Genomic DNA, 21,321 nt, shown 5'->3' on the forward strand with positions numbered 1-21,321 from the left:
ACATGAATGACGAACATCGGAAAGCCGTATGAGGGAAAACCTCACGTACGGTTTGATGAGGAGGGGCAGAAATTTATCTGCCCTTTACTCTAGAACGGATCGTCCTAAATAAATTTTGTTGGTACAAGCTAGGGAATCAGGAATGAAATGAAGGAAAGGAGAGATACTAAAAAACAAAAATGAAGGGAGATAGGTCATCCATGAAGTTTATTATAAAGCTGATTCTTAACGGGATCATCGTGGTACCGGCATTGCTATGGTTTTCCAGGGCAACCTTGATGCAGGCGCTAATGACGGCTGTCATTCTCTGCATCCTGGCTTATGTCATCGGCGATCAATGGATACTAAGAGCTAGTAATAACACCGTTGCGACCATATCGGACGCCATCTTGTCCATAGCCATTTTGTGGATAGCGGATGTTATGATGAAATGGAATTTAAGCTGGGTTAATATCATTGCCATCAGCCTAGTTTTGGGAGTGGTTGAGGCGCTTTTGCATCGCTTTGTGATGAAACCGGATCAAAGAGCCGCCGCTTAGAGCGGATGCTTCGATCGCCTATCTTAACAATGAGCCGTCTTTCCTATTAAGGATAGAGGGCTTTTTTCGTTATTAATATTTTTGGCAAAATGAATCAATAGGTAATAGGTACTAGAAATGCAAGAAGAAAATTTTGTCTTTTTTAGGGCGAAAAAACCTAACATTTGTAAAATTATTGTCGATTTATGTACACAATAGCTAGATTTGATCGGAAAATTCATTTAGAATTGAGACATATGTTTGTAAAATTATACAATTTTGCAGTTCAATGAAGCAGCTTAATAGGAAGAAAGGAATATTGACAATGCAAGACTTAAAATCCGCCTACTCGTTTTCGCATGTATATCAGCCTATTGTCTATATGACCAATAGAGAGGTACTGGGATTCGAAGCGCTAATTCGCAGCAACAAAGGTAATCCCGAGCAGCTATTTGAGAAAGCGCGTCAAGACGATAAGCTATTCGAGCTGGATACGCAATCGGTATTGGGTGCGGTAGAGCAGTGCAACCAAATGATGTCCAACACCAAGAAGAGCCAGCTTTTCGTTAATATATATCCGTCCACTCTGCTGCATCAGGATTTTACCTCCTTCCTCGATGCGCTTATTCAACTGCGTACGAACCATACACTGGATATCGTTTTTGAAATTAACGAAGCGATAGAAGAGTTTGATACATGGAAGGAGCTGCTTGATCAAAATATTTTGAGGCTCCTTCAAAAAAAGGCGATACTCATTGCTTTCGACGATGTCGGGGAAGGGGCTATCTCTTTAAAGCAATTGGTGGATTTTGAGCCGGACTATATCAAGCTATCCAAATATTTTACTAACGGATTAGAGCATTCGAGAGGCAAACAGAAAGTCATCAAAATGCTGGCTGATTTTTGCGGCGAAACGTCCAAATTGATTGTCGAAGGCATTGAGAATGAGCGGCAATTTGAAATCCTTGAACAGCTTGGAGTAGTTTACGGCCAAGGGTATCTGTTCGCCAAGCCGCAGCCTTTGGATCATCTGATGTTCGCCAAATCCATTTAATGAAAAAGGGAGTTTACCATGAGCAATAAATTGAATTACTCTCGCAGAGCAAGCTTATCCATGAAATTAACCGAATTTGAAGTGCCTCCCATGCAGGATTTATTAATTATAGGCAGAGGAGCTCCCATAGGACCCGAGGCGGTACGAAGAATGGCGGAAGCCTTGTCGCCGGAGCAATTCTCCATACTCAAAGTCGATCACCCCAAGGTGGAAGCGGTTTTATTGAGAAAGTCGCTGATGGAGATGCTGGACAAGCAGCAGCTGCTGGAGATTATCCTCGGCGAAGCCGATCGGTTAATCAATGAATCCATGGTATTGAAGGCGGAGTTGAACATTACCATATCTATACAACGGGAGGTTGAGCTTCAGTGAAGGTGGGGCAGATCATGTCAGAAAAGGTATGCTGTATCTCTTCCGGCAAAAGTGTCAGATACGCTGCAAACCTGATGAATGAGCAAAAGATAGGCTCGCTGGTCGTTGTCGATGAAGAGGAAGTGGTAGGCATTATCACCTCTCGCGATATACGTACGGCGCATCCGAATCGGCTTGTCGCCGATGCCATGACCTATAATCCGCTGGTCATTTCCGAGACAGCCTTTATCGGCAATGCCTTGTATGCGATGGAGCAGCATCATGTGGAGCGGCTGATTGTGAAGGACGGCAACGAGATGAAGGGGATCATTACCCGGGAGAGACTGCGCAGCACCATCGGAAGCTACATCGATCAATCAACGCATTTGTACCGTTCCAAGTACATCGAATATATCTACGATTATTTGACAAATGAAGAGACGCCCTTTCACCTGCTGTTTATCGATCTGAACGATTTCGGCAGCGTGAATAAAAAATTCGGGCATGCCGTAGGCGACGATCTGTTGATCCAGTTTTCTGTTCTGATGAAGGAAGCGGCGCACGAGCAGGATTATGTCTGCCGTTACGGCGGAGATGAGTTCGTTATTATTACAACAAGGGAGTATCCGGAGGTTCAGGAGCTTGTGGACCGTCTGTCCGAGCCTATGCTCGTTGATTCTCTGGATTCATTCAGCATTTCGGCGTCGATCGGAGTTCTGAACGGGTATGATGATAACGGGAAGGCGCTGTCCTACCGGGAATGTCTTAGCAGGGCAAGCTTACAATCAACGGAGAAAAAGCAAAAATGACCATGACCTATAATCAAACAGCATCGGAGACTCGCTAATCTCATCGTTATGAGGGATACGGCGGGTCTCTTTGGTCTGCTTGGACAAGTATCCAGACAAAATGACAACAGCAACTTCCGACGAAATGCCATTTTCGGGCACTCCATGGGAAAGGTATGATGGGTGAAAAACAAGCGGAGGAGAAAGCAAGGATGAAAAAGCCGAACATTTTGCTCATTACCAGCGACCAGCAGCATTGGAATACGATTGGTGCGCACAATCCGGAAATCCAGACCCCGAATCTGGATCGTCTTGCATCGGAGGGGACTCTGTTCACTAGAGCTTATTGCCCTAATCCTACATGTACGCCTACCCGTTCCTCGATCCTGACCGGCATGTATCCGAGTCAGCATGGAGCATGGACATTAGGAACCAAGCTGATGGAGGACCGGCATACCGTTGGAGAAGATTTCCTGGCCCATGGATACCGGACGGCGCTGATCGGAAAAGCGCATTTCCAGCCGCTTAAGGAGACGGAGCAGTACCGTTCATTGGAATCGTACCCTATCTTGCAGGATCTGGACTACTGGAGGGAGTATAAGGGTCCCTTTTATGGATTCGATCATGTTGAGCTTGCCCGCAATCATACGAATGAAGCGCACGTAGGCCAGCATTACGCCTTGTGGATGGAGGAACAGGGCTGCACGGAATGGCGCGATTATTTCCTGGCCCCAACCGGCCGTATGGATCCATCGATTACGCATACATGGCCGATTCCCGAGCAATACCATTATGATAAGTGGATAGCCGACAGAACGAACGCCCTGCTGGAGCAGTATAAGGAGAAGGAGGAGAGCTTCTTCCTGTGGGCAAGCTTCTTCGATCCGCACCCGGATTATTTGGTTCCCGAGCCGTGGGACAAGATGTATGATCCTGACCGTTTGACGCTGCCGCAGGTCACTCCCGGGGAGCATGACAACAATCCCCCGCATTTCAAGCTGACGCAGGATAGCGACCCGGATTTCTCTGCCTGGCAGGAATCGGAATTCACGATCCATGGCTATCACTCGCATCAGCGGTTCGATGAGCAGGAGCAGCGCCGGAATATGGCGACGTATTACGGGATGATCTCGTTAATGGACAAGTATATCGGGCGTATTCTGGATAAGCTGGACGAGCTCGGCCTTGCAGATGATACGATCGTCGTTTTCACGACGGACCATGGGCATATGTTCGGACATCACGGCATGCATTTCAAGGGCGGCTTTCATTACGAGGATCTGATCAAGCTGCCGTTCATCGTTCGCTATCCCGGCAAGGTCCCGGCAGGCTGCACATCGCAGGCTATGCAGTCGCTGATCGATCTGGCGCCGACCTTCCTTACGCTTTGCGGCATTCCGGTGCCTCGCGCGATGACGGGGGTCGATCAAAGCTCCGTCTGGCTCGGCAAGCAGTCGGCCGTGCGTGATCACGTGCTGTGTGAGTTTCATCATGAGCCGACTACGATTCATCAAAAAACGCTGGTGACGGAGCGTTACAAAATCACAATCTATTATAACCAGACCTACGGCGAGTTGTTTGATTTGGAAAATGACCCCGGGGAGCTGCACAATCGCTGGGATGATCCTCATTTTGCAGCGCTCAAGAGTGAGCTGCTGCTCCGGTATGCCTGGGCTGAGCTTAGCAAGGAATCGCTTCCTATGCCCCGCATTGCCAATGCTTAAACCGGAGGCGGAGGCGTTTCCCGCGGGCTATTCCTGTAGGAGCTCGGGGAGACTCCGTAATAGTTCTTGAAGGCTCGCGTAAAGGAATACAGGTCCGGGTAGCCTAAAGTAAACGCAATTTCCGTGACCACTAAGGACGTGCAGCGCAGCAGCTGAGAGGCCTTGTCCATTCGCAGCTTCTGCAAATACTGCATGGGAGCAGCTCCGGTTTTTCGATGGAATTGGGTGGAAAAGTAGGTCCGGTTGACGCCTGCGAAGCGTGCAAGCTCTTCGATCTTCAACGGCTCGGTATAATGAAGCTGCAAATACTCGATGCTCTTGTCGAGCCAATCGGGATCCGTCTCGATTGCCGGCGTGGTCTGAAGCTGCGTGAGCCTGTCGAAGAGCCTGTACAGCTCGCTAAGCTCTGCAAGCTCCTTGGAGGGGGATTGCGCCTGCAGGCCGATGATTCGATGCAGAATGCTTTTGACCCTGGCATCGACAGCTTTTTTCAAATATGGCGAGGCTTTGGTAAGGCCGATCCGCTGCACTGCTTCGGGCACCTGTTCGCCATCTAGAGCGAGCCACACCATTCGCAGCGGCTTTGTAAGCGCTCGTCTGCTGTACAGGTAAGGCGTATAGGGAAACAGACAGAAGAGGTCGCCCTTGTTCAGCTCAGCCTGCTTGCCTGCGTATTCCAGAGTAAGCTCACCCTCCAGAATGAAATGCAGACTATGGCATTCGATAATTTTGGGTCCTATACGATAGGTGGGCTTGGCTTCGTTGCGTCCCGCCCGGACGATTCGCATCCCGCCTTTTTGCAGCAGGGGAGAGGGAAGCTTCAGCCAGAGATCGGCGAATTCATTAGCGTATTCCTGCATCGTTGAGCCCCCGTTCTCGGTCTTTGGAATAAGCATACTACCAGACAAAATGACAATCAATCTTTATCTTAACGTCCGACTTTGCTCGGGCGTTTTTTTTCGTGTAAGGCCGGTCATACGGGTCCGCAGGAGCGCATAGATTAGGATCAAAGTCAGCCTTTGTTAATTATTTTAACTAATGAAGGGGGTGAACCTAACCATTGTTCGGTCGGGGACAGACGGGGAATACCAAGCTGGTCAAACAGCTCAATCGGGAAGGCATCCTTCATCAGCTAAAAGAAAAAGCGCCGTTATCGAGAGCGGATTTGGCCAAATTGACGGAATTGAGCCGGCCGTGCGTTTCTGCTTTAGTGGATGAGATGATTCGCGAAGGACTGATTCATGAGGTTGGGGTCGGGCAGTCCAGCGGAGGGCGTAAGCCGATTTTGCTGGAATTTAACTCCCAAGCCTTCGGCGTGGTGGGAGCTGTGTTCGAAGGCAGTACCATTCAGCTGGCGATAGCGGATTTAAAGGGCGAAGTGCAATACCATTACAAAACGAGGTTTCTCCAGCCGCTGGACGGGGAAATAGCGATTCAAGGCGTAGAACGGGGGCTTGCGGTGCTGCTGGAGCAGAGCGGCTTTGATAAAAGCAGGCTGCTCGGAATCGGCTTAGGCTTGCCGGGTATTACCCAGCGAAGAGACGGAACGGTCAGCTATGCGCCCAGCACCGGATGGATGGGTCTTCCGGTTCAGAAGGAAATCGAGGCGCGGCTCGGTCTTCCGGTCTTTATCGATAATGACGTGAATCTGATGACCTTGGGGGAGTTTTATAAGGGAGCGGGTGTAGGCAGCCCCAACCTGGTGTTTATGTACGTGGGCACGGGAATCGGCGCAGGCATTATGATCGACGGGCAAAGCTATCGCGGCGCCATGGAGGCAAGCGGTGAAATCGGCTATATGATGATCGGGCCTATCGGCAAGCGTGGACGCGGAGAGTTCGGGGTCTTCGAGAACAACTATTCAGAGCCCGCCATTCGGAGAAAGGCCCGTTCCATTCTTCCGGAAGCGGACGATCGTTCCAGGAGCGTCATGAGGCAGCTCATCGAGGAGGCCCGTCAAGGAAATACTGCGGCCGGAGAGCTTCTTGACGACGTTTACCGGCATTGGGCTTACGGAATTGCTAATATTGCGAGCGTAATGGATCCGCAGCTCCTTATATTGAGTGGGGAGATGGTCCATATCGGGGAAGACGGGGTCCAGGCGATGCTGCAGCAGCTTTCGGAGTGGGTGCCCTTTGTCCCTCGAATCAAGATGGCGTCGCTTGGCGATCAGGCGGGAATTATCGGAGCCGTTCATTGCGCTTTGGAAGCCTTTTCATCGCGGCTGAAGCAATAAGGCCAGCGGGAAAAGCATTCTTTATTACTATGAATGTGCGTCAGGTTGTTGAGAAACCTTGTTTTGCAAGAGCTATCTAAAGGGAGATGGGGTATGCCTCGGAGGAGTTTACGTCCTCCTTTGAAACCCGTGAAAATTCCGCTAACTATAATCAAAATCATGGGTTTCAATAGAGGCTGGAGGGGCGTACCCCATCGGAGTATATTTGCAATAGCTCTAGCATTATATAGGTTTCTCAACAGACTTTGTTTACGATGCAAGTTTTTCCTTCAGAAAAACTCTAAGAGAATGCTTACGAAGCAAGTTTTTCCTTCAGAAAAACTCTAAGGAGGAGTTATCGCATGAAACAATGGTTGGGAAAAAGGGGCTCATGGTTAACCAGTCTGGCTCTCAGCATCGTCATGCTGGGAACGACAGCTTGCAGCGGCGGGGCAGCGCCGACGGCCACACAGAAGCCAACGGCGGAAGCGCCGAAGACTTCGGAGGCCCCGAAGCCAAGTGCAACACCTAAGCCGCCCGAGAAGCAAAAGCTCGTCATTTATACTGCCAGAGATAAAAATGTCGTCGACGAAATTATCCCTAAATTCAAGGAGAAAAATCCGAATATCGATGTGGAAGTTCTTACCATGGGGGCCCAGCAAATATTGGAGCGGGCCCGTGCGGAAAAAGCGAATGCCCAGGCTGACTTTTGGTGGGGCGGCACGCAATCCGCATTGATGACCGCAGCGAATGAAGGCTTGCTGGAAAGCTTCAAGCCGAGCTTTGCGGATAAGGTGCCGGCGCTTTACAAGGACGCCCAGGATCGCTGGTATGGGGAAATGCTGCTTCCGGAGGTGATCATGTACAACTCCAAGGCGTTGAAAAAAGAAGATGCGCCTAAGGATTGGGACGATCTGCTCGATGCCAAATACAAAGGAAAGATCATCATCCGCGGCGTACTGGCCTCCGGAACGATGAGAACGATCTATTCAGCCATGATCTACCGGCAGGATGCCGCCGATCCGAAGAAGGGCTACGACTGGCTGAAAAAGCTCGACGCCAATACGAAGGAGTATGCTCAAGATCCTACGAACCTGTATCTGAAGCTGGCGCGTGAAGAAGGCACCTTGTCGCTATGGAATTTGCAGGACATTATGATTCAAAAGGAGCTTCAAAAGCAGCCCTTCGATTTCATCTATCCGGCGAGCGGAGCCCCGATCCTAGTCGATGGCGTCGGCATCGTCAAAGGCGCCAAAAATATGGACGCCGCCAAGAAGTTCTACGAATTCCTTTTTGACTCCAAGCTGCGCGTAGAGCTGGCTGAGAAGCTGTTCCAAATTCCGACTCGTACAGATATCAGCAAAGATACCCTTCCTGCCTGGCTGAAAGGGGTAGAGCTGAAGCCGTTGAATCTGGATTGGGCGGTTATGGCGAATAAGGAGATGGATTGGATGCAGTATTGGGATGAGAATATCAAGGGCAAAGGGGCCAAATAAGCACATACGTTGGTGAGTAATTCGAAGCAAAGAGAGGATCTCGCTTGCTGGCGGGGGGAGTCAGGCTCACACGCCCCGCCGCAGGCGGATCGCAATAACGTTTATGCTTCAGGCACGCATTACGGCTCCGCCTGATCCATAAGGGAGGGGAACCCCGCTTTGATAGATGTCACACTGGATCATGTCAGCAAGCAATTCGGCCATGTCACAGGCGCTCAGGATATCCACGTTCAGATTCAACCGGGGGAATTTTTCACATTCCTTGGTCCGAGCGGATGCGGCAAGACGACGACGCTCCGAATGATAGCCGGTTTTTATTATCCGAGCTCAGGCCGTATCCTTTTTGGCCAGCAAAATGTAACGAATCTTCCGCCGAACAAACGAAATACCGGGATGGTATTTCAAAATTATGCTTTGTTTCCGCATATGACGGTATTCGAAAATATCGCATTCGGACTTCAGGTCCGCAAGGTGCCGAAGGCTGAATTGGTGCAGCGTGTGGAACGGGCGCAGCAGATGGTGCATTTGGAGGGCTACGGGCGGCGTCGCATAGACCAGCTGTCGGGCGGTCAGCAGCAGCGTGTTGCATTGGCCAGGGCACTGGTGATCGAGCCGCAGATCCTGCTGCTGGATGAACCGTTATCCAATCTGGACGCGAAGCTTCGGGAGGAGACACGCCTGGAAATTAAACGGCTCCAGCTGGAGCTCGGGATCACGACCATCTACGTGACTCACGATCAGGCGGAGGCCATGGCGATGTCGGATCGGATTATGGTGATGCAGGGCGGTGTTGTCCAGCAGATCGGCAGTCCGGAGGAAATATATAACCGGCCCGTGAACCGGTTTGTCGCTTCCTTCATTGGCGAATCGAATCTATGGGAAGGGACGGTGGAACGAATAGAAGGCGGGGAGGCCTTCGTGCGGTTCGGGCCGGACCTGGTGCTGAGCGGCTTCGTGCGCAACGCTTCGCCAGCCTGCAAGCTGGCTATCGGGTCCACGGTTACCGTGTCGATACGTCCTGAATCGGTAACGGAGGCGCAGCTGTCGGAGTCTAATGAAGCCAATGTGGTTCGGGGGACTGTTACCATCTCTGAATTCACCGGGGTCAGCGTCAACTATTTAACGCAAGTGGGGAATGCCTCCCTCAAAGCGATGTTTGTCAATACGGGGCATCGGGTTCGTCAACGTGGAGAAGAGATAGCCCTTCACATCCCGCCATCCGGCATCTATTTCTTAGGTTAGTTAGGGGGACGATAGATGAACAAAGACAGAACCTTCGAACCGCCGTCCGTCCCGAACATGCGGCCGTGGACCGCCATAACGTCCTCACGCTACTTCGTATATGTGCTTGTAGCCCCATTATTTCTCATTTTGCTCGCATATGTCGTTTATCCGTTGTTCCAGACCTTCATCCAAAGCATTGAAGTCAAGGACCAGTTATCGTTGAAAAACTACACTAAATTTTTCAGCCTGGAGCATACCTCCAATCTGGAGGCTCTCTGGACCAGCATTTACATCTCGGTGTTAAGTGTGATTACTTGTGCGATCGTGGGAGTGGCCATGGCTTTCCTGCTGGAGCGCTATGAGTTTCCGGGGCGGAAAATACTTACCGTACTGGCGATGGTTCCTATGGCGCTGCCTCCTTTGGTCGGTGTGCTGTCCTTTACCTTTTTGTACGGGGAGAGCGGCATTATTCCCAGATCGTTGAAGCTGCTGCTTCAAATGGATCACGTGCCCTTTTCATTAAAAGGCGTCTGGGGAGTGTTGATGGTCCATACCTTTACGATGTATACCTACTTCTACATGACCGCATCGGCGGCGATCAAAGGGCTGGACCCGTCTCTGGAGGAAGCGGCCTCGAGCCTTGGGGCGGGGCGGCTGTACGTGTGGCGGCGCGTCATCCTTCCGATGCTGACTCCGGCTATGGTCGCTTCATCGCTGCTTGTCTTTATGATCTCGATGGCTTCCTATACGGCGCCGCTTATCTTCGGCATAGAGCGGACGATGACCATGCAGATTTATTTATCCCGAACGAACGGGAATCTGGATATGGCTGCCGCTCAGTCGACGATTTTAACGATCGTGTCCATCCTGTTCCTTATGATCATGCGCTGGTACCAAAATTTGCGTAATTACCAAAACATGAGCAAAGGTGTCAGTGTGCATCGGACGGAGGTAAAGAGCGCCGCAGGCAAATATGCCGCCATGGTTCTTTCGTTTATGGGCGTCGTGATTTTGCTGCTGCCGATTCTGGTTCTGGTGCTGATCTCCTTCTCCAAAGACGCCACCTGGACGACGCAAATATTACCGCCCGAATATACGGTGAATCATTATGTCAAGCTGTTTACGGACAGCAAAACATGGCGGCCCATCGGCAACAGCTTCAAGATGAGCTTCATCGCCACCATAGGCAATGTCATCTTCGGGGTGGCGGCGGCATACGCCATGGTTCGTATGAAATTCCGGGGCAAGACGCTGCTCGACGTGCTTATTATGCTGCCTTGGGCATTGCCCGGCACGGTCGTAGGGGTGAACCTGATCGCCGCCTTCAGCGAGCCCACCGTGTTCAGCTTCAACCAGGTGCTTATTGGCAGCTTCTGGATTCTCCCCTTGGCTTATTTTGTCCGGCATTTGCCTTTGGTGTTCCGCTCGACCTCGGCAACTTTAATGCAGATGGACGGCTCGGTGGAGGAGGCGGCACGCAACCTCGGTGCTTCCTGGTGGTACAGCTTCCGCCGTGTCGTGTTTCCGATGGCTCTGAGCGGAGTACTGGTGGGGACGCTGCTTGCTTTTGTCCAGGGGATAGGGGAATTCGTGTCCTCCATTCTGCTCTTTACGACCAGAACGGCTCCGATTTCGGTCGAAATCTTCCAGAGGATGTATTCGTTCGAATTCGGTACCGCCTGCGCGTACGGGGTCCTGCAAATTTTATTGATTGTGATCGTGCTGTTCATCTCAAGAAAAATCTCGGGCGACACGACAACGACCGCCGTATAGTCGCTTGACGGCCCAACGCATGTTCCAAGGTATGCCGCCTGCCTTCAGCAAAAGATCACGGATGCGCTTTACTTCTAAAGAGCTAGCTATGTTTGGTCATTTCGTGGGGAAATCCCACGTGACATATACAGCGGGAACCTGGCCATTTCCTGTGGTAAGAACAGTTAAAGACAAAAGGAGGAGTTAGCTTGAAACGTGGGAAGTCAACATCGAAATGGTTGGCGACGATAACGAGCGTTGCCGTAGCGGGGGGACTGCTGTTTCCGGCAGCCGCACAGCCGGCTCACGCGGATCGTGGTGTAGTGGATCTATGGAAATCGATCAAGCCGTTAACGACCATCGCAAGCGCTATGAACACGGGGGCGCATCCTGATGACGAGCACAGTGCAACACTGGCTTACTTATCCCTCGGTCAGGGAGTGAATACGTTCAGCATTATCGCCAACCGTGGCGAAGGCGGACAGAATGAGATAGGCAGCGAGCTCGGTAACGCCTTGGGCATTATACGGACCCGTGAGCTGCAGGAGGCGTCCAAGGTAACGAATATCACCCTCAGCATGCTGAGCGAGGACATCAACGATCCGATCTTTGATTTCGGATTCTCGAAGAGTCCGGACGAGACCCTGCAAAAGTGGGGAGAGTCGGTCGCATATGAACGGCTGATCCGCAAAATTCGCGAGGACCGTCCGGATGTCGTCTATCCCTCCTTCCTGAACGAGGATTCCACCCATGGGCATCATAGAGCGATCAACGTCATTACGGTCAAGGCATTCAAGGATGCGGCGGATCCTGCTGTATTCCCCGAGCATTTGCAGAAGGGGCTTCAGCCTTGGCAGGTGAAGAAGCTTTATGTGCCCGGCACGGCAAAGGATTATAACGTGGTGGTCCCTGTAGGCGATTATAACGAAATATACGGCGCCTCTTATTTGCAGCTGGGAGAAGAGTCCCGGTTTATGCACAAGAGCCAGGGAATGGGACGCATTTATGATGAGGGGCCGATCAGTCCCGATCTGTTCGGCAATTATTACAAGCTTCAATCGTCTACGGTGAAGACGAAGGATAAGGAATCCGGATTTTTCGACGGAATCGCTTATACGTTCGAGGATCTGGCCAAGGAAGTGGATGCCAAAGGAAAAGATCAAAAAATCGTCAAGGATCTGCGCGCGCTGCAAAAAGATTCGGAGCAGGTCATTGCCGCCTATCCGAAATTTGCGGCTGTCACCAAAGAAGTGCATGCGATGAAAGCGGATCTGCAGACCGCCATTGCCGATGTGAACGCTTCTGAGCTCGATAAAGCGACGAAGACGGATTTGATGTACCGCCTGAAGGTGAAGGACGAACAGCTGAATAAAGCCAGTATGGAAGCGGCCTCTGTAGTCGCCAAGGTGAAGCCGGCAGCCAGCGAGCTCGTGGCAGGGCAAACGACCAAAGTAACCGTAACGGCCTTTAACGGCGGCAATGTCGAGCTGAAGAACATCAAACTCGGTCTCCGTGTGCCGGAAGGCTGGACCGCTAAGGCGGCAGGTGCGGCGAGCTTCGACCGGCTCGGCAATAACCAGACCGTATCCGCCACGTACGATGTAACCGTTCCAGCCAATGCGCCCAATTTCAAGCCGTATGCTCCATCGGTGCTGAACGCCGATGTAGAATACCAGGCTTATGATACGGTGACGAAGCTGAAGGTGGCTCCACAAAGCACAGTTGCCGTTCTGCCGCCGTATTCCATGTCGCTGAGCCCAAGCGCAACGGTGCTGAATACGCTGAAAACGGAGGAAGCGATTCCTGTTAAAGTGACGGTTCGTAATTACACTCCAGGGGCATCGAAAGCATCGATTTCGTTAAAAGTGCCTGAGGGCTGGACAGTCGAGCCTGCGGCAGAAGAGTTGAGCTTTGCCGCCAAAGGAGAGACGAAATCCGTAGCCTTCTCGGTGAAAGGATCGTCCACGGTTGAACCGGGCAGCTATACCGTATCGGCGGTTGCCCAGAACGGAAGCGTAGTGAGCACAGAGGGCGCCCAGGTAATTGAATACCCGCATATCGGCAAAACGTACATGGTCCAGCCTGCAGAGCTCAAAATTGAAGCGTTTGACCTCGCCGTGCCGGAAAACCTGAAGGTTGGTTACGTATCCAGCGGTTTTGATAATATTGATCAGTACTTAAGCCAGCTTGGCGTTCATGTAGAAAAGCTGGAGGCCAAAGACATTCAATCCGGGGATTTGTCGAAATATGACACGATTGTGCTTGGCATTCGCGCCTATGCCTTCCGTCCCGAGCTGATCCCGAGCAACCAACGGCTGCTCAGCTATGTGCAGAACGGAGGCAACCTGGTCGTCCAATACCATAAACCGGAGGATAAATGGACGCCGGATCTTGCGCCGTACCCTATCAAGATAGGCTCGCCGTTAATTCAATGGCGGGTAACCGACGAGAGCTCCAAGGTGACGATGCTGGCGCCGGATCATCCGATGTTTACCTATCCGAATCAAATTACCGATGCGGACTGGGATCATTGGGTGCAGGACCGTTCAGCGTATAATCCGTCCGAATGGGGCAAAGAGTACACCGAGCTGATATCCAACGGGGATCCCGGCGAGAAGGAATTTACAGGTACCTTCCTGACAGCGCCTTATGGCAAAGGAATTTATACGTACAGCTCCATCGTATGGTACCGTGAAATTCCAAGCCTGGTGCCAGGTTCTATCCGGATGTTCGTCAATATGATAAGCCAAAAGCAATAAAGGGTTATGCAGCCGGAGGACGCTTGAGCTTATTCAGCGTTCTCCGGAAGCTTCATTATCTTCGATATGGGAGTTGAAGGCCGCTATGCAAGCTATCCATGTTCATGGACGGGACATCGACCGCGTTAAGGAAAGGGTGCGATTCGCTGTGCTCCCTCTGGGATCGGTAGAATATCATGGTCCTCATGCTCCGCTCGGTACGGATATCGTGCTGGCCAACGGCTTTGCCGAACGGATTGACCCTGCGCTTGAGCCTCTGCTCTATCCTGTCGTTCCTTATACGGCCTGTCCCGGCAAAACCAGTGAATATCCTGCAACGATAACGATTCGGCCTTCCGTATTCATAGACTATGTCATGGATATCGTCGATGGGATTTGCAGGCTGGGCATCCGCAATATTGTGCTGCTGAATGCTCATGACGCCAATATGGGGCCATCTCGTACGGTTGCGGAGGCCATGACCGGCAAATACAGGGACGCCCGGTTTCTTCTTATCAATTGGTGGCAGATGGTAACGCAAGAGAGCGCCGAGCAGCAAGGCATATTTCAAGGAACGCCGGGACGAGGTCACGGGGGCCCCTATGAAATGTCCGCCGTCAAAGCGTTTCAACCGGATTTGGTTCATGTGCAGGAGGAGGATATGTCATTAAAGGCGCCGAAGCCTTTATCATCTCTGCCTTACGTGCTGGTAGAGGGTACCCCCGAGGGATGGGACGGCTACACGGGAGATATTCGGCAAATTTCGTTGGAAGCGGGCCAATGGATTGTAGAGGAAGCGGCAAGTAACATGAATGAGCTGATTCAAAACTGGCTGGGTGCCACAAAAGGGAGAAGAGGAGAGGGTGAGCGGCATGAGGACACGTGAGGAATGGTTTCATGAGGAAGGAGCCTCGTTTCCCGGCAGGACCTATGCGGAGGTTGTTCTGGAGCCGGCCTTCAATGAGGCGAAGAAGCAGCTGCTCGATCCGATGATGGCCATCAACAAGGCGCATCTCATTATGCTGAAGGAGAGGCAGCTTCTCACGGAGGAGCAAGCCAAAAGGATTGCAAGAGCCATCCATGACTTGGACCTGGAGGCGTTAAGAAGCTCCATCTACACGGGGCGCTTCGAGGATTTGTTTTTTCAAGTGGAGCACCAGCTTCTTGAGCATGCAGGCGACATTGCGGGCAATCTTCATTTGGCAAGAAGCCGCAACGATATGGGCATCGCCATGTACCGCATGGTGCTAAGAGAGAAGCTGACCGGTACGCTAGGCTCTGCCCTTCGCTTGATGGAGCAGCTGCTTGCCTTTGCAGAGGAGCATAAGGACACGGTCATGATCGGCTATACGCATACGCAGCAGGCTCAACCAACTACAATGGCCCATTACATCATGGCTGTCGTGGATTCGTTGACACGGGATATCCGCAGGCTGACGTCCGCCTATGCCAATTGTAACCGCAGCAGCATGGGGGCGGCGGCCTTAACGACTTCAGGCTTTGCGATCAGCCGGGAGAGGATGAGGGAGCTGCTTGGCTTCGACGAGCTGATCGACAATTCCTATGATGCGATAGGCGGGGCGGATTATTTGGGGGAAGCGGCAGCTGCAGTTCAGCTGGCGGCGATTGATTTGGGACGAGTCGTTCAAGATCTGCTGCTATGGTGCACTCAAGAGTTCGCCGTTTTGAAGGTCGGGGCTCCATATGTCCAGATCAGTTCGATCATGCCTCAGAAGAGAAATCCGGTATCACTCGAGCATATGCGGGCTCTGCTGTCCAGCTGCGCAGGGAATGCGGCGTCCGTGCTGACCATGATCCATAATACGCCGTTCGGGGATATCGTCGATACGGAGGATGATATGCAGCCTTACATGTGGAAAAGCCTCGAGGTTCTCGACAACGTGTACCGGCTGCTGGCCGCTGTCATCGGAACGATGGATGTCAATAAGGAAGTGCTGCGGAAGCGGACGGAAGGAAGCTTCGCCACAGTGACCGAGCTGGCCGATACGCTCGTAAGAACGGACGGCTTGACTTTCCGTACAGCGCATCACATCGTAAGCGGGGTCGTTCATAAAGCGTTGGCCGCTGACCTGGCCGCTAACGAAATTACGCTGGCTATGGTCAACGAAGTGGCTCTCGGGATCATAGGACGAGAGGTTTCGCTGGATGAGCCGATGCTGCGTCAAGCCCTGGATCCCGTTCATTTTGTGACCATCCGCGATTTGCCGGGGGGACCGAATCCGTCCGAAATCCAACGGATGATCGGGCTTCGCAGGCAGCAGCATGCCGCTCTGAGCCAGCGGGTCCAAGCGTATGAAAGCACGCACCGGCGAGCTTATCAATATTTGGATGAAACGACGCGCAGCTGGAGCGTGACCTGATGGCTCGCCTGCATATTCCATTGCTGGCGGTCGACGGTGGCGGAACCAAATGTCTGGCGATCCTGATGGACTCTAAGGGGAGGTTGCTTGGGCAGGGCCGGGCGGGCTCCTGCAATTATCAAGGGGTGGGAAGAGAGGCGGCCGTTAGAGAACTAAGGGAAGGAGTTCAAGCGGCGATCTCCGATTGGGCGCAGCAATGCGGCATCCAAGATCAGCCTCTTGAGCTGGATATCGAATACGCTGTTATGGGCATTGCGGGATTGGACACGGCATATGATAGAAGCATCATCCAGGAGCTGGTACAGCTTGCTCTTCAGCCCCTGCCAGTTCAGATCCGGCAGCTGGTTATCGAAAATGACGGCTTTGCCGCGTTAACGGGCGCGACCGGGGGGCAGCCGGGTATTCTCGCTATTGCCGGAACGGGGTCGATAATCTTTGGGATAAATGAGGATGGAACGACGGCCAGGGCCGGCGGTTGGGGACATCGGGTCGGGGATGAGGGCAGCGGATATTGGATAGGTAAGCAGGCCATTATAGCTGCTTTAAGAGCTTACGACGGGAGGGGGGAGGTTACGGAATTAGGCCGGCTGATCGTGGCCTACCTAGGCTTGGGCGATGAGGAAGAGCTCTTCAACTGGACGTATGGACCGGATTATGCGGTCGAGAGGGTGGGGGAGCTATCCCGGCTGGTCAGCCAGGCCGCGTCCTCGGGAGATCAAACGGCCAAGCATATTCTGACGAGGGCTGCAGATGAGCTGTTCCGTGGCATCCGGGCCGTTGTAGAACGGCTCACGATGCAGCACAAGCCGTTCCGGCTTATTTTGCAGGGAGGCGTCTTGCAAAATGACAGCCTTGTACGTCAATTGCTGATTCACAAATGCGAACAGTGGGCTCCTTACGCCCGGTCGGACCAAGCACAGGGAGAACCGATTCACGGGGTTACGACAATGGGCTTATCCTTGTTGCGTTCGACAGCTCGTAAGGAGGCGAAGGATTAATGTCAATATGATGCGGGAGATGAAGCGCGATGTTGAAACGATGGTTATTCGTCTTTGCCCATCCTGACGACGAATCATTTGCAGCCGGAGGAACCATTGCCAAGGCTCGCCATTTCGGCTATGAGGTATCATTGATATGTGCCACCTCGGGCTGCAAGGGGAAATCCGGCGCTTTTCAGTTCAGCTGCCGGGAAGAGCTAGCCAAGCATCGGGAAGAGGAGCTGAAGAAGGCATGCTCCCTTCTTGGCGTCAATCAGCTTATTCTTTATCGTCATAAAGACGGCTTCTTGATGGAATTGGATACCGGTCTGCTGGCGAATCAAATCTGCGATACCTTATTGGAGCTAAAACCGCAGGTCGTCATTACATTTCCACCGGACGGCGTTACGGGACACCCCGATCATATTGCCATATCTAGAGCGACGGAGAAAGCCGTTATGCTGGCGGAGGCTCATTATCCGCCGGATGCCTCTCCGCAGTTATATTATAATTCGATTCCTCATTACTACGATTATTGCAAGGACTCCGGCCCTAAGGACCGGTGCTGCATTACGAGTAAGGTGGATATAAGTCCTTACCGGACTATCAAGGGACAGGCGCTGCAGGCCTATCAAAGCCAGATATATTCCGTGAATCGGGCTTACCCTGGCGTTATGCAGGGAGACTACAGCGTCATAGGCAACTTCGAATATTACACATTGGCGCGGGCCAATGGTCAGACTATAGAGCCGTCAACGGCAAAGGATTTGGAGCATATTCCGACGCTGGAATTCGGGTAGGCAGCGTGAAGTGATGTATGCTCCCAGGAAGAAAACAGGGAAGCAACTCCCAGTCCATGGAGATGCTTCCCTGTTTGATTTACTTTCCTTTCAGCTTTACTTCTATCGCAGCAGGTGTAGATTCCTCGTAAAACCGATTGACGGCGGTGACGCTGAAACGATGTTTTTTGCCGTTAGGCAGGCCCGTGACTTTATAGGAGGTGCCCTGGATCGGCTGCTTGGTCAGCTTCTTGCCGTCCTGATATACGTGATAGCCCAGAATATCTGGTTGAGGATTGGCCGTCCAATGCAGGATGGCTTCACGATGTCCCTTCTCGGCTTCCAAGCCGGCAGGCGGGACCGGAAGCGGGTGGCGGTTAATCGTCAGAGTATAAGCCCCGGTCGTATGGCCATCCGCTGCGGTGACACGGATGGTGAACACATTCGCCCCCTCGGTCAGGCTGACGGAACCGGTCTGATACACAGCTCCCGTGACGGAATAAGTAACATCCGTCACGGTACCGTTACGCTGAACGGAAATCCCGCTGAGCCTGGATTTGCCGCTGATGAGTGAGGTCTGCAGACGAACCGCGCCGACGGAGTGAGCGACCTCCAACGTATAACTCAGCTTCTGCGAATCGAAATCCGCGATCGGTTCATTATCCACAGACAAGCTGCCTAATAAGGCGACGTTTTCAGGGACGACCTTGATGACGAAGGAAGCTGTTTTCCCGTTATAGACGGCGCTAATGACCGCTTCTCCTGAACGCACCGCGAGGAGGTTGCCGGAAGCGTCGACCGTCACCACGGAGGGATCGCTGCTGGCAAGCGAGGATTTCGAGGTGACGTCGAATGTGCCCTTCTCTCCCAGATAATGCTGTACCTTCAAAGAGCCGGCTTGCTGCTCAATCAAAGGAATGGCAGGCCCCTCAATGGCAATCCGGTCGTATTGCTCCCATGCCTTCAAATCGACGATCTGTATCCGGTCCAGCGGATAATTGATCTCCGGCCGGTAGATGTTGGCTCCGGATTCGTAAACAATGTACAGCTTGTTGTCATGAACGAAATTGCCTTCTGCAGAAGGCGGCATATCCAGGGAATCCTCCATATTCAATCCATCCAAGAACCATACGGGTACCGTTGTGTTTTCGATGTTCACCGTCGTGTGAGGAGGTTCGTTGATGGAAGCCTTGTACTTGAGAATATTGCTCTTCGGGTTTCCGTTAGTCTGACTGAGCATCACTTGATCGTCAGTGACGGTTACTCCCTGAATCCGATCCGTGACGGAATAAATATAGTTCGGAATGACCAAGCCGTCGCTTGTCAGCTTGCTGTCGGCAGGGAGCAGATCCGTTGCCTCATCGAGCTTGTAGCCTACCACCCAAGCGTTGTATACCTTGTTGTCACGCGCCGTCATTTTCTGAATCGGCGTTGTCAAATAGTTCGGGGAGCTGTAGTAATCGCCTACCCACAAGATTCCGTTCGAGTAGGATGCGAAGGAGGCTCTCGTATTCGTCTTGAAGCTGTCGATGAAGGACAGGTTCGCATTGTCCGGACAATCGATCACATCCTGCAAGGATAAGCGGAGCATCTCTTTGCCGTAGGCGATCCATACATTTTGATTACTGACGGCAACGCCGCCGGCATGTCCGGAGAAGGGCTGGCCGTTTTTGTACAGGTGAATCGTTTTGACGAGCGATCCGGTCTTGAGATCGACCAGCGTCAGGGTGCTGGCTCTTCGGTCATCGCGGTAGCTGGAGAGGATGGCCCAGTTCTTTTCCGGTATATAATGCATGCCTTGAGGAACAAGGCCCTGCAGCAATCCCGGAACAATTGGTCCCGGCTCACTGACGTCAAGGAACCGCTGATAAGCCGACGTATCCCCGACAATCGGCGCTCCGGTCTCCTCCTGCGTCAAAGGCTGATGCGGGAGCGTCACGGAGACCGGCTGGGACTTGTCCGATTCATTAGCAGAGGAATCTACGGCCGATACCTGGAGCTTGTATTCGAATCCGCCTGACAGTGAACCCAGATCGGCCGAATAGGTCGTAGAGGAAACCGTAGTCACGTATGCGCCGTTTTTATACACCTTGTACGAGGCGACATCGGGCTCGGTATTCGGAGACCAGCTGAGCTGCACCGAGGTTATGCCGTTAATGGCGGCTGCCGTACCGGTCGGAGCGGCCGGAGGAATGGAATCGATGATTTCCGGCCTTGGCGTGCTTTTGACCGCTTCTGAAAGAATCGACATCTGCGTGTCGGTTACGGCAACGACGGAAAACCGGTTTTCCGTAAAATTGGTCAGCCCGGTCACCGTATAGGAGGCGTCCTGAACAACGGTATCTTCAAGCACGCCGTTCACAGCCACTTGATAGCCAATGACATTCGGATCCTCGCTGGCCGTCCAGTAGAGCTGCACCGAACGGTCGCCGGGAATGGCGAACAGTCCCTTCGGCGGAACTGGAGCCGACGTATCCGGTGCTTGCCCGGCGACGATACGTCCCGGAGTCGGCGTCTGCTGGTTGGCTGTTTTGCGCATGACGATGGTGCCATCCGTCGGGTAGCTGTAAATGACGCTTTTGTTAAGGACCACGTCATCGTTGGCCCCGGTGCCGTCGCTGTAGGATACGCTGCTCAGCTTAAAGCCCTCTTTATCGGCCAAAATAAGGGTACGGGAGCCGCTGTTGGACAGCCCTTGTCCGGATATCGGATAAAACTGGTCCGGCCGGATGCTCGATCCGTAATTGGCATTGAAGGCTTCGACGCTTCCGGACAGCCCGGGCGATTGAACCCACAGTACCATCGCATCATGAGGCTGAATGGTCATCTCTTTATCCAAATTCCATATGGAAGTGGTATTATATATAATTTTGTAGCCCTGAAGAGGAATAGGTGCGCTGCTGTTATTGTACAGCTCAATATACTCATAGCCGTCAACGGAGGTGCCTGAGGAGTTGGTTGCGTTGGTCGTATCCTGCACCAGCTCCGTAATGGTTAACGGAGGGATGAAGAGCTTGTCCGCCGCCGCAGCCGAAGAAGGGACGACTAGTGCTCCAAGCGGAGCCGCAAGGATCGATAGCGCCAATGCGATGCTGCTCAACTTTCGTGTTTGTGCATTCATTAGAACTCTCCTTAGAATGGAATATGATTCCTATTTCATCTTGCGCAGCACAAAAAAGACGATGTCACCCCCCATACAATTTATCTCCTTCTTGTCGAAAGAAGGGAAAAGTTGCAGGATCAGGGTTTTCTCATCGTCTCCACCCGTATTCCTATTTGTTCGTGTTTCGTCCACAGTATAGCATAAGCGCATAGCGCAAGTAC

Annotated in this window: 16 protein-coding genes; 14 read left to right on the forward strand and 2 right to left on the reverse strand. The window is 52.3% G+C overall.

The genetic code is table 11. From position 1 onward, the window contains the following. The first annotated feature begins 200 nt into the window (after positions 1–200). From GGC63_RS21130 to GGC63_RS21150, 5 genes are all read left to right on the forward strand, one after another. The gene (locus GGC63_RS21130; RefSeq protein ID WP_179135940.1) at positions 201–539 is read left to right on the forward strand and encodes a DUF2512 family protein; all 339 of its coding nucleotides are present in this window, start codon (positions 201–203) and stop codon (positions 537–539) included. 304 nt (positions 540–843) lie between these two features. Next, positions 844–1,572 carry an EAL domain-containing protein gene (locus GGC63_RS21135; protein ID WP_225948403.1) on the forward strand — a complete coding sequence of 243 codons (729 nt, stop codon included), beginning with the start codon at positions 844–846 and terminating at the stop codon, positions 1,570–1,572. 18 nt (positions 1,573–1,590) lie between these two features. After that, complete coding sequence (locus GGC63_RS21140; protein ID WP_192704007.1) at positions 1,591–1,944, forward strand: hypothetical protein; 354 nt, start codon at positions 1,591–1,593, stop codon at positions 1,942–1,944. A gap of 14 nt (positions 1,945–1,958) precedes the next feature. Next, entirely contained in the window at positions 1,959–2,732 is a 774-nt protein-coding gene (locus GGC63_RS21145; protein ID WP_192704008.1) for a GGDEF domain-containing protein, read from the forward strand. A 191-nt stretch (positions 2,733–2,923) separates the two neighbouring features. Beyond that, positions 2,924–4,435, forward strand: a complete 1,512-nt coding sequence (locus GGC63_RS21150; protein ID WP_192704009.1) for a sulfatase — start codon at positions 2,924–2,926, stop codon at positions 4,433–4,435. Here GGC63_RS21150 and GGC63_RS21155 read toward each other — a convergent pair. Beyond that, positions 4,432–5,295 (reverse strand): AraC family transcriptional regulator, encoded by an 864-nt coding sequence (locus tag GGC63_RS21155; protein ID WP_192704010.1) that lies wholly within the window; start codon positions 5,293–5,295, stop codon positions 4,432–4,434. The two genes, GGC63_RS21150 and GGC63_RS21155, sit on opposite strands and share 4 nt — an antisense overlap. Before the next feature lie 200 nt (positions 5,296–5,495). Here GGC63_RS21155 and GGC63_RS21160 point away from each other — a divergent pair, with 200 nt between their 5' ends. The 9 genes from GGC63_RS21160 (at position 5,496) to GGC63_RS21200 (ending at position 18,018) form a co-directional block, all read left to right on the forward strand. Beyond that, complete coding sequence (locus GGC63_RS21160; RefSeq protein ID WP_192704011.1) at positions 5,496–6,671, forward strand: ROK family transcriptional regulator; 1,176 nt, start codon at positions 5,496–5,498, stop codon at positions 6,669–6,671. Positions 6,672–7,012: 341 nt separating this feature from the next. Beyond that, complete coding sequence (locus tag GGC63_RS21165) at positions 7,013–8,146, forward strand: extracellular solute-binding protein (RefSeq protein WP_225948387.1); 1,134 nt, start codon at positions 7,013–7,015, stop codon at positions 8,144–8,146. Between the two features lie 159 nt (positions 8,147–8,305). After that, a complete protein-coding gene (locus tag GGC63_RS21170) occupies positions 8,306–9,388 on the forward strand; it encodes an ABC transporter ATP-binding protein (protein ID WP_192704012.1) in 1,083 nt (360 codons plus the stop codon). A gap of 15 nt (positions 9,389–9,403) precedes the next feature. Continuing rightward, complete coding sequence (locus tag GGC63_RS21175; protein WP_225948388.1) at positions 9,404–11,143, forward strand: ABC transporter permease; 1,740 nt, start codon at positions 9,404–9,406, stop codon at positions 11,141–11,143. A gap of 188 nt (positions 11,144–11,331) precedes the next feature. After that, positions 11,332–13,881 carry an NEW3 domain-containing protein gene (locus tag GGC63_RS21180; protein ID WP_192704013.1) on the forward strand — a complete coding sequence of 850 codons (2,550 nt, stop codon included), beginning with the start codon at positions 11,332–11,334 and terminating at the stop codon, positions 13,879–13,881. Between the two features lie 85 nt (positions 13,882–13,966). After that, positions 13,967–14,746 (forward strand): creatininase family protein, encoded by a 780-nt coding sequence (locus tag GGC63_RS21185; RefSeq protein WP_192704014.1) that lies wholly within the window; start codon positions 13,967–13,969, stop codon positions 14,744–14,746. Further along, positions 14,733–16,241 carry an argininosuccinate lyase gene (gene argH / locus GGC63_RS21190; RefSeq protein WP_192704015.1) on the forward strand — a complete coding sequence of 503 codons (1,509 nt, stop codon included), beginning with the start codon at positions 14,733–14,735 and terminating at the stop codon, positions 16,239–16,241. The genes GGC63_RS21185 and argH overlap by 14 nt, the downstream gene beginning before the upstream one ends. Continuing rightward, positions 16,241–17,239 carry an N-acetylglucosamine kinase gene (locus GGC63_RS21195; protein ID WP_192704016.1) on the forward strand — a complete coding sequence of 333 codons (999 nt, stop codon included), beginning with the start codon at positions 16,241–16,243 and terminating at the stop codon, positions 17,237–17,239. The genes argH and GGC63_RS21195 overlap by 1 nt, the downstream gene beginning before the upstream one ends. Before the next feature lie 29 nt (positions 17,240–17,268). After that, a complete protein-coding gene (locus GGC63_RS21200) occupies positions 17,269–18,018 on the forward strand; it encodes a PIG-L deacetylase family protein (RefSeq protein WP_192704017.1) in 750 nt (249 codons plus the stop codon). Between the two features lie 79 nt (positions 18,019–18,097). Here GGC63_RS21200 and GGC63_RS21205 read toward each other — a convergent pair whose 3' ends face one another. Beyond that, a complete protein-coding gene (locus tag GGC63_RS21205) occupies positions 18,098–21,118 on the reverse strand; it encodes a fibronectin type III domain-containing protein (RefSeq protein WP_192704018.1) in 3,021 nt (1,006 codons plus the stop codon). Positions 21,119–21,321: the final 203 nt, after the last annotated feature.

Source organism: Paenibacillus sp. OAS669 (genome assembly GCF_014873645.1).
GTDB classification, from domain to species: Bacteria; Bacillota; Bacilli; order Paenibacillales; family NBRC-103111; genus Paenibacillus_S; species Paenibacillus_S vulneris.

Bases quoted from the DNA above. Each gene is read 5' to 3' on its own strand.
- argH (WP_192704015.1), top strand. From the start codon at position 14,733: ATGAGGACACGTGAGGAATGGTTTCATGAGGAAGGAGCCTCGTTTCCC.
- GGC63_RS21185 (WP_192704014.1), top strand. From the start codon at position 13,967: ATGCAAGCTATCCATGTTCATGGACGGGACATCGACCGCGTTAAGGAA.
- GGC63_RS21195 (WP_192704016.1), top strand. From the start codon at position 16,241: ATGGCTCGCCTGCATATTCCATTGCTGGCGGTCGACGGTGGCGGAACC.
- GGC63_RS21135 (WP_225948403.1), top strand. From the start codon at position 844: ATGCAAGACTTAAAATCCGCCTACTCGTTTTCGCATGTATATCAGCCT.
- GGC63_RS21150 (WP_192704009.1), top strand. From the start codon at position 2,924: ATGAAAAAGCCGAACATTTTGCTCATTACCAGCGACCAGCAGCATTGG.
- GGC63_RS21200 (WP_192704017.1), top strand. From the start codon at position 17,269: ATGTTGAAACGATGGTTATTCGTCTTTGCCCATCCTGACGACGAATCA.
- GGC63_RS21130 (WP_179135940.1), top strand. From the start codon at position 201: ATGAAGTTTATTATAAAGCTGATTCTTAACGGGATCATCGTGGTACCG.
- GGC63_RS21175 (WP_225948388.1), top strand. From the start codon at position 9,404: ATGAACAAAGACAGAACCTTCGAACCGCCGTCCGTCCCGAACATGCGG.
- GGC63_RS21205 (WP_192704018.1), bottom strand. From the start codon at position 21,118: ATGAATGCACAAACACGAAAGTTGAGCAGCATCGCATTGGCGCTATCG.
- GGC63_RS21140 (WP_192704007.1), top strand. From the start codon at position 1,591: ATGAGCAATAAATTGAATTACTCTCGCAGAGCAAGCTTATCCATGAAA.
- GGC63_RS21155 (WP_192704010.1), bottom strand. From the start codon at position 5,295: ATGCAGGAATACGCTAATGAATTCGCCGATCTCTGGCTGAAGCTTCCC.
- GGC63_RS21165 (WP_225948387.1), top strand. From the start codon at position 7,013: ATGAAACAATGGTTGGGAAAAAGGGGCTCATGGTTAACCAGTCTGGCT.
- GGC63_RS21145 (WP_192704008.1), top strand. From the start codon at position 1,959: ATGTCAGAAAAGGTATGCTGTATCTCTTCCGGCAAAAGTGTCAGATAC.